This window comes from Actinocrinis sp. (assembly GCF_035938995.1).
GTDB lineage: Bacteria > Actinomycetota > Actinomycetes > Streptomycetales > Catenulisporaceae > DASZGI01.
Map to the genome: position 1 here is coordinate 1 of NZ_DASZGI010000132.1, position 9,241 is coordinate 9,241.

General features: G+C 68.8%; 5 protein-coding genes and 1 pseudogene. 5 read left to right on the forward strand and 1 reads right to left on the reverse strand.

The annotated features are described in order from the left end of the window. Positions 1-26 precede the first annotated feature (26 nt). The gene (locus tag VGZ32_RS08875) at positions 27-959 is read right to left on the reverse strand and encodes a hypothetical protein (RefSeq protein ID WP_326885403.1); all 933 of its coding nucleotides are present in this window, start codon (positions 957-959) and stop codon (positions 27-29) included. A 210-nt stretch (positions 960-1,169) separates the two neighbouring features. Here VGZ32_RS08875 and VGZ32_RS29165 point away from each other — a divergent pair. From VGZ32_RS29165 to VGZ32_RS08895, 5 genes and pseudogenes are all read left to right on the forward strand, one after another. After that, a pseudogene (locus tag VGZ32_RS29165) lies at positions 1,170-1,319 on the forward strand (ISAzo13 family transposase); the annotation flags it as partial. A 241-nt stretch (positions 1,320-1,560) separates the two neighbouring features. Further along, entirely contained in the window at positions 1,561-5,529 is a 3,969-nt protein-coding gene (locus VGZ32_RS08880) for a galactose oxidase-like domain-containing protein (protein ID WP_326885404.1), read from the forward strand. A gap of 4 nt (positions 5,530-5,533) precedes the next feature. Then, positions 5,534-6,151: a hypothetical protein gene (locus tag VGZ32_RS08885; protein ID WP_326885405.1), complete on the forward strand. Its 618-nt coding sequence runs from the start codon at positions 5,534-5,536 to the stop codon at positions 6,149-6,151. 198 nt (positions 6,152-6,349) lie between these two features. Beyond that, positions 6,350-6,655 carry a hypothetical protein gene (locus tag VGZ32_RS08890; RefSeq protein ID WP_326885406.1) on the forward strand — a complete coding sequence of 102 codons (306 nt, stop codon included), beginning with the start codon at positions 6,350-6,352 and terminating at the stop codon, positions 6,653-6,655. Between the two features lie 885 nt (positions 6,656-7,540). Continuing rightward, positions 7,541-9,241: carbohydrate-binding protein (locus VGZ32_RS08895; RefSeq protein WP_326885407.1), on the forward strand; the 1,701-nt coding region annotated here is incomplete at its 3' end.

Consider the following 9,241-nt stretch of genomic DNA (forward strand, 5'->3'; position numbering starts at 1 on the left):
GTTGGGCGGGGTGTGTCTGGTGTGGTTCACAGTCCCGGGGAGAGCTGTAGGGCGCGGAACTGTTCGCGCAGCGTCGGTATCTCCACCGCCCCGCCCGACAGCTCGGCGAGCAGCGTTTCGAGATGCCACGTGGCCAGGTGGTTGTAGCGGGCGTTGAACACCGCGACGCTGTCGAGTCGGAAGGCGTCGTGGACGTCGAGCAGTGCGTAGCCGATGATCTGGAACAGGTCGGCGACGGCGAGCGACGGCGATGTGGCGCTGGTCTTCGCGTCGAGCAGGAGTCCCGCGGCGATCACGTCGGCGTCGGCGTTGAGCAGCCGTGAGCCGATGAGGTTCGGCCCGAGCGCCCAGGGTCCCTTGCGGTGCGCCAGCCGGGGTATCAGGGTCGTCTCGAATACCTCGCGCAGGTCGGCCAGTTGGTCCAGCGCCGCCGGCGGAGCGAGCTGAAGCAGGTTGTTCGCGGTCGGCGTGCTGCGCATGAACTGGCCCAGTGGGCTGTCGATCAGGGCGACTAGGCCGCCGCGGTAGACCTCGCTGAGCAGGGCCAGGACCCAGCAGCCGCGGGCGAGCAGGATCGGGTCGACGGTGGTGGCGGCGGTCGGGCCGGTGAAGGTATGCACCGGGCCGCCCGGTTGCGGCAACTGCGTCCCGAGCCGGTGGGCGATTGTCGCCAGGGCGGGCAGAGCGTCCAGTGCGGCGGGGGTGCAGGCGATGGCCCCGAACACGGCGGGGGAGAGGTCCGGCTGCGCGTCGAGCAGGAAGCGCAGCAGCCAGTGCGCGGCCGCGTCGAGGGTTGCGGGGTTTGTGCCGTAGGGCGCGGGTGCCACCGCGAGTGGGGGAACATCCTGCCGGTAGCGGTGTTGAACCGCGTGCAGGCCGGCCGTGAAGCGCTCGTCGAAAAACCGGCGCACGGGCGAATACGGGTTCTTCATCTCCTTGACGAGCGGCCCACGAATCATCGTCCGACTCCCCTTGTTGCGCTCTTTCAATCGGTCGCCAGAAAGGGTGGCTTCGGGGGCTGGGACGTTACTGTGCCCTGAGACGTGCCCGGAATTGGCCTGAGCGCACAGTTCCCATGTGAACCACGCCGGCTTGGATCCAATGCCGCGAAATTAGGGATCGTCGGAGAACAACCCGCCGGTTCCGGAATTAGGGCACGATGTTGCGCTATGGCCACGACCCAGGACACTGAGGCGTTGCTGCGGGCCAAGTTCGCGGCCCTGTTCCCGCATCTGGTCTGGATGAGCATCGGCGACGGTTGAGCGGCGGCCGAGGCCAGATCGCTCGGGCACGGTGGCATCCGGGTCGTGGCTCGCGCGGACGTCAGGCGAGCGGCTAATAGCGCGAGTCCGCGCCCGTGTCGGAGAAGGCGGAGCTGGCGGGTTCCCAAAGGTCCCCCGAGGGCGCGGATAGTTCATTAGAGTGTTTGTAGTAGATACTGAGTGATACCTGCGGGAACCGCTTGTATCCAGCGGTCTCGTATGGATCTCATGTTCGGACTCGGCCCATAGGGGGGACGGGTTCGCCCGGCGGTGTGCCATCTGGGTGGAGGGCGAGTCGATGACGACGATGTGGGTGCGCGGACGCGTTGGCTGGAGATCGTCGGTGGCGGTGGCCTCGGTGGCCGCTCTCGTCATCGCGGCCACGACCTCGGATCCCGGGGCGTCGCGGGCGGGCATGGCGCAGAACCCGCGCAGCGCGGCACCTGCCGTGTCTGATCCGGACCCCATGACGGTTCCCGTGGCGGCGTACACCCCCGACGCTCCGACGCTCCAGCGTGAGGGGTGGACGGCGGCGGCCAGCCAGTCGTCGGCGGGGCATCCCGCCGCGGCGGCACTGGACTCCGACGCCCTGAGCTACTGGGCGGCGCACACCGATTCGGCCGCGCCCGCCTCGATCACCGTCGACATGCGAGCCCCGCAGGTCGTGTCCGGCCTCGTCTACGAGCCGCCGCAGACGCCGTCGCCGGTGGACGTGATCGGTCAGTACAAGGTCAGTGTCAGCATGGACGGGGCCGCGTTCACCACGGTCGCCACGGGCACCTGGTCGAACACGACCGCCGTCAAGAACGTCGGCATCGCCGCCGTCGACACGCGTTTTGTCCGGCTCACGGCGCTGAACTCCGCCTCGGGTTCCGGGTCCACGGTGGCTGCCGCAGAGCTGTACCTGCAAGGAACCCCCACTGTCACAGCACCGCTGGCCGCTACCAAGGCAGCAGCCAAGAGTGCCGCGATCAGCACGAACCCGTCGGTGGTCGGTCAGTGGGGGCCGACGATCGGCTTCCCCATCGTCCCCGTGGCGGCCGCGCTGCTGCCCAACAACGAGTTGCTGGTGTGGTCGGCGGACCAGGCGACCACATACGGCGGGCCTAACGATCCCTACACGATGACGGCGATCCTGAATCTGAACACCGGGGCGGTCAGCGAGGACACGGTCTCCAACACCGGCGACAACATGTTCTGTCCCGGCGTGTCCATCCTGCCCGACGGGGAGATCATGGTCACCGGTGGGCTGAGCAACCAGCAGACCAGCATCTACAACCCGACCACGAACACCTGGCGGGCCGGGCCGCTGATGAACATCGGCCGCGGCTACCAGGGCCAGACGACTCTCTCGAACGGTCAGGCGTTCGTGCTCGGCGGCTCGTGGTCGGGCGTCATCGGCGGGAAGCTGGGCGAGATCTGGTCGCCGAGCGGCGGCTGGCGGGAGCTGACCGGCGTCCCGGCCACGCCGATGTACACCCAGGACGCACAGGGCGCCTACCGTGCCGACAACCACGGCTGGTTCATCTCCACGTCGGGCGGCAACGTCCTGCAGGCCGGCCCGTCGGCGCATATGAACTGGATCACCACGTCCGGAGCGGGGACGATCACCCCGGCGGGCAACCGGGGCGCCAGCGCGGACGCTATGAACGGCAACGCCGTCTACTACGACGTCAACAAAGTCGTCACCATGGGCGGCGCGCCCAGCTACCAGAACTCCACCGCCACCAACCAGGCGTACCAGATCCAGATCCCGGCGCTGGGGACGAATCCGACGGTCACGCAGTCGGGTTCGATGACCTACCCGCGCGCCTTCGCCAACAGCGTGGCGCTGCCCAACGGGCAGGTCGTCACCATGGGCGGGGAGACCTACGCGGTGCCGTTCAGTGACGCCAACTCGGTGCTGAACGCCGAACTCTGGGACCCGACGACGAACGCGTTCAGCGTCATGGCCCCCGAGGCGACGCCGCGCAACTACCACTCCGTGGGCGTTCTGCTGCCCGACGGCACGGTGTTCTCCGGTGGCGGCGGTCTGTGCGGCACCTGCTCGACCAACCACGAGGACGGCCAGATCTTCAGCCCGCCCTACCTGTTCAACGCCGACGGCTCGCTGCGCACCCGCCCGACCATCGTGTCCGCTCCCACCAGCGCGGCCACCGGTCAGACGATCACGGTGACCACCGGCGGTCCGGTGTCGCAGTTCTCGATGGTGCGCTACGGGGAGTCGACCCACTCGGTGGACAACGACCAGCGGCGGATTCCGTTGCAGATCCTGTCACAGAGCGGCAACACCTACCAGCTGGCGATTCCCTCCGACCCGGGTATCGCCCTGCCGGGTCCGTACATGCTGTTCGCCATGGACGCCAACGGGACGCCCAGCATCTCCACCACCATCTCGATCACCAACGTCGCCTCCCAGCCGCCGGCCAACCACTACGGCCAGACGATCTACGGCGACAGCCCCGCTTCCTACTGGCCGCTGAGTGAGAACGGCGGCACCACGGCCGCGGACGTTAGTGGCAACAACGACTCCGGGAACTACCAGGGCGGCGGCTTCACCTACGGCGTCCCGAGCCCGGCCGAGGGCGTCGGCGGCCAGGGCGTCACGCTCAACGGCTCCACGAGCCAGATCGTGGCCTCACAGCCCATCACGAATCCCACGTCCTACTCCGAGGAGGTGTGGTTCAACACCACCACGACGACCGGCGGCCTGCTGACCGGCTTCGGGACCGCCGCGAGCGGCACGGCGTCGACCAGCCGCGACCGGCTGGTGTACATGGCGAACAACGGCCAGATCTACTTCGGCGTCTACGCCGGGACACCGGTCGTGATCACTTCACCGGGCAAGTACAACGACGGCCAGTGGCACCACCTCGTCGCCACGCAGGGATCCGACGGGATGCACCTGTACGTCGACGGCCAGCAGGTCGCCTCCAACGCGACGACGACCACCGCCCAGAGCTACCTGGGCTACTGGCGGGTCGGCGGGGACAGCCTTCCGGGCTGGTCGAACTCGCCGACCAGCGGCTTCTTCGCGGGCTCCGTCTCGGACGCGGCTTTCTACAACACCGAACTGACCGCCGCCCAGGTTCTGACGCACTACCAGGCTGCAGGAGGCTCCTGCCCGTCGAGCTGGTCCTGCACGGACATCGGCGGCCCGCTGCCCGCCGGCAAGCAGGCCGTCAGCGGATCGACCTGGTCGGTCACCGGCGGCGGCGGCGACATCTGGGGCACCGCGGACGCGTTCCACTACATCGACCAGCCCCTGGCCGCCGACGGTACGGTCACGGCTTTGGTGAGCACGCAGACGAACTCCAGCGCGTGGGCCAAGGCGGGCGTCATGCTGCGGGCCACCACGGACCCGGGCTCGCCGTACTACGCGGCCTTCGTGACGCCGGCCAATGGGATCGCGGTCCAGTGGCGCACCGCCCAGGGCGCATCGACCTCGCAGCTCGGCATCACGGGGACCGTGCCTACGTACCTGCGGATCGCCAGATACACGGCCGGTACCACGGTCTACTACACCGCCTACACATCCGCCGACGGAACGAACTGGACGGCAGTGCCGGGGTCGAGCCGGACGGTGCCCGGCCTGAGTGGCACGCTGCTCGGCGGCATGGCTGTGACCTCCCACAACCAGGGCACGGGTTCGACGGTCGGCTTCGGCGCGCCGACGGTGTCGGCGACCGAGTTCCCGCCGCCCGGCCTGTCCTGCCCGACCGGCTGGACCTGTTCGGACATCGGGGGTCCGCTGCCGCTGGGCCAGCAGACGCTGACCGGCGGACAGTGGTCGCTGCTCGGCGGCGGCGGCGACATCTGGTCGACGGCCGACGCCTTCCACTTCGTGAACCAATCCCTGGCCGCCAACGGGAGCATCTCGGCGCACGTGACCGCACAGGCGAACACCAGCGCGTGGGCCAAGACGGGCGTCATGCTGCGCTCCACCACGGACCCGGGGTCCCCGTACTATGCGGTCTTCGTGACGCCGGCCCACGGGATCGTGGTCCAGTGGCGGAGCGCTCAGGGCGGGTCGTCCGCGCAGGTCTCGACCACCGGCACCGTCCCGACGTATCTGGAAGTGGCCCGGACGGGCAGCTCGTTCACGGCCTACACCTCGTCCGACGGCGTGACGTGGACGGCAGTGCCGGGGTCGACGGTGACGCTGGCCAACCTCGGCGGCCCGATTCTGCGCGGGCTGGCGGTGACGTCGCACAACCAGGGGACCGGGGACACGGTGACCATGGATACCGTCGCGACAGTAGGGTGAGTGTGTGAAGCTGATCGGGCCCCGAGCGGCCGCGGCCGCCGTCGGTTTCGCATTGCTGACGGCCGGCTGCGCCAGCTCGGGGGCGTCGGCGAACGGTGCCGGGGCGGCCGGGATCGGCGGCGAGACATCGGCGACCGCCACGGCGGCCGGGACCGGTGACCAGGCACCGGCGACCGCCACGACGCCCGGAACCAGCGACCAGGCACCGGCAACCGCCACGACCATGATCTGCCGGACCGAGGCGGCCGCGGAGATCGACTCGGCGCTGGGCGTGAAGGCCACGGTCTCCAGCCCGACGTGGACCGACCACCTGTACTCCTGTACCTATAGGTATCCGTCCGGCTCGATGCAACTGTCGGTGAAAGAGCTGTCGAATTCGACGCAGACCGATGCCTATTACCACCAGCTGGGCGTCCAGATGGGCGATACGGGCGCCGTCATGAACATCGGTCAGGGCGCGTTCCACACGACCAACGGCTCGATCGTCGTACGGAAGGACTCGAAGGTTCTGCTGGTCGACGTGACCGGCTTGCCGGCCCAGTTCGGCCAGCCGCCGACGACCTCGGGCAACGTGGCGCTGACGGTTGCCGAGGTCATTCTCGCGTGCTGGTCCGGAGACTGATTCGCGGGGATCGGCAGGTGGGTGAAGCCCAGGCTGTAGCCGACGCCGAGCTCGTTGAGGCGGCCGCCAGTCCTACAGAGCGACTTATCCAACGAGCGTTGGACTCTGATTGAGCCCATGATCGCCTCGTGGAAGGCGCGGCGCCCCGTCGCCAGAGCACCCAGGGAAACGCCGTTGACAAACAAGAGGAGTTCAACAATGTCCGCAACGTTGACGCTGACGCATAAAGCAATCGGAGCGGAAGTCCGCCGTGCCGCGTACGACGTCGTGCTCGACGGGGAGCGCGTCGGGTCAGTCGAAATGAACGACACGTTCGAGACGCCGATCGAACCTGGAGGTCACACCCTGCAAGTCCGCAGCGGCCGAAACTCCAGCCGAACCGAGACCTTCGACGCCGCCGACGGCGAGACCGTCGCCTTCCGATGCACCGGAAAGAGCATCTTGCCGATCTTTCTCTTGTCCTTCGTCGTCCCCAGCCTGGCACTCACGCTCAAGCGCCAGTAGGCGCGGCTCCGAAGCAGAAAGCGATCGAACCACTACTTGTGGATACGTACAGCTGGGTTCATTGGGGCTGAAGGTGTCGCCGAGCGCCCTGGCGTGATCAGGTTCTATCCGTACCTGGCCGTATCGCTCGGTCCACTCCGTCCCGGCGTCCTGGACGGACACACCGCAGGCTTGACACGTCTGGATTCCTGCCATACACATCGAGTGTTCGGAGAGCGCTCTCCCACACCCGCGAGACGACGTCCGGGGCGCTGAACGGCCGCTTTGTAGCCGTCGGTCCGCGATGTCTCGCTGCCACCGAGCTCTTCAACCGAGATCGATTCGCGCGTCGGCGGGGCGCCGAAGGGACAGCAGCATGATCGTCACACTGCAAGTCGGCCGGGGGACCGGCCGACCGGCGCGGGGCCGACATCCGGCCGATCCGCGCGGCCCCGCCCCGCGGCCCGCCGCGAGCGGGTAGTCGCCACCGACGCGGCAGCACCAACAGCTTCAATGGCCGCCGCCTGCTAAAACGCCTCGGTGCCCCGGCATCTGGCTGCCGAGCGTCAGGCCGTTGCGGCCCTGTTGATGGCGGGGCCGGCTCGACGATTCACCCGGTCCAGACCTGAGGAGCGGATAGCGGCGCCCGGTCGCCGGCATCCGCACCCTCGACCTCAGTCTGCGCCCTGCGCGTCCGACCGTACCGGCCGCGCATGCGTCGGCTGGCCGCGGCTGCCCGGAATCAGGCCCCGGCCTCGCCCGGCCGACCCACCGACCCACCGACTGGCCGGGCGAGGCCGGGCCGTCGAAGAAGAAGATCAGGCACCTGAAGGGAATGCAATGAGGCATCTCACCCTCCTGCGGCCGCCTGCGCGCGGCCGGTCGCGACCGCCGCGCCGTCGGCCTGTGTTCCGCGCGCTGCTCGCGGTCGCGGCGCTGTCCGCCTTGTCGCTGGCCGGTGCGCGCACCACGGCCTTCGCCGCCACCGACGCCCCCTTCGGTGGCACCGCAGCCGCTGTGCCTGGCACGGTTCAGGCGGCGAACTACGACACCGGCGGTCAAGGTGTGGCGTACAACGTCACCTCGACCAACGGCAGCGCCAACAGTTACCGCTCCGACGGCGTCGATCTCGAGGTCACTGCGGACACGCAGGACACCAGCCCGGCCGGTGGCGCCGACGACATCGGCTGGACGACCGTCGGGCAGTGGTTCAAGTACACGGTCAACGTCGCCACCGCGGGCACGTACAGCGTCGCCTTCCGACTCGCGTCGCCATACGGGATCACCGACGCGCTGCACATCGCCAACGCATCCGGCACCAACCTGAGCGGCGCGGTCGCAGTTCCGAACACCGGTGGGTATCAGACCTGGACCACCGTCGACGCCAGCGTCACCCTGCCAGCCGGCCAGCAGACGCTGACCATCGATCAGGACTCGAACGGCTGGAATATCCACTACCTGGCATTCACCCTGAGCTCGGGTGGCGGCGGAGGCGGATCGGGCGGTGACCAGCCCTTCGGCGGCACGCCGGCGCCCGTGCCTGGCACGGTGCAGGCGGCGAACTACGACACTGGCGGCCAGGGTGTCGCCTACAACGTCGCCGCGACCAACGGCACCGCGAACGGCTACCGCTCCGACGGTGTCGATCTTGAGGCTACCGCGGACACGCAGGACACTTCCGCGGCTGGCGGCACGTACGACCTGGGCTGGACGGCAGCGGGGCAGTGGTTCAAATACACCGTCGAGGTGTCCACGGCCGGGACCTACACGGTCAGCTTCAGGGTGGCCGCGCCCGGCGCGGTCAGCGACGCGCTACACATCGCCAACTCCTCTGGCGCCAACCTGAGTGGCGCGGTCGGCGTTCCAAGCACCGGCGGGTATCAGACCTGGACTACGGTCACCGCCAGCGTCACCCTGGCAGCCGGCGCGCAGACGCTCACCGTCGACCAGGACGCTGCCGGCTGGAACCTGCACTACCTTGCCTTCACTCAGGGCGGCGGCGGAGGCGGAGGCGGCGGGGGCGGCGGTGTGCCCGAATACTGCGGCTACCAGGATCTCGCCCTCGACCAGCCGACTACGGCCTCCTCGACCTATTCCCCCACCGCCAACCAGCCGTCCGCCGCGACCGACGGCAACCCTGGTACCCGCTGGGAAAGCGCGTACAGCAACCCGCAGTGGCTCGAGGTCGACCTCGGGTCCCAGATCCAGATCTGCGGCGCCGGTCTGCTCTGGGAGGCCGCGTACGCCTCGGCGTTCCAGATCCAGGTGTCCACCGACAACGCGAACTGGAACACGGTCTACTCCACCACCACTGGCACCGGCGGGAGCGAGTCGTTCACCTTCTCGGCGACCGGCCGCTACATCCGGGTGTACGCCACGGTGCGTGCGACCCAGTGGGGCGACTCGATCTTCGAGTTCGACGTCTACGGCATGACCACGGTCCAGCCGCTCAGCGGCGGCAACGGCAACGGCGGCAACGGGGTCTGCCCGTGGGTCGGCTCCACCGCGCCGGTCTCCCAGCGGGTCCAGCAGGTGCTCAACACCATGGACCAGTCGGAGGAGTTCACGCTGCTCTCCGGCGACGGCGGCTCGAGTTACATCGGCCAG

What these genes read in the sequence shown, in the direction of transcription:
- VGZ32_RS08890 (WP_326885406.1), top strand. Translation starts at nt 6,350, where the DNA reads ATGTCCGCAACGTTGACGCTGACGCATAAAGCAATCGGAGCGGAAGTC.
- VGZ32_RS08880 (WP_326885404.1), top strand. Translation starts at nt 1,561, where the DNA reads ATGACGACGATGTGGGTGCGCGGACGCGTTGGCTGGAGATCGTCGGTG.
- VGZ32_RS08875 (WP_326885403.1), bottom strand. Translation starts at nt 959, where the DNA reads ATGATTCGTGGGCCGCTCGTCAAGGAGATGAAGAACCCGTATTCGCCC.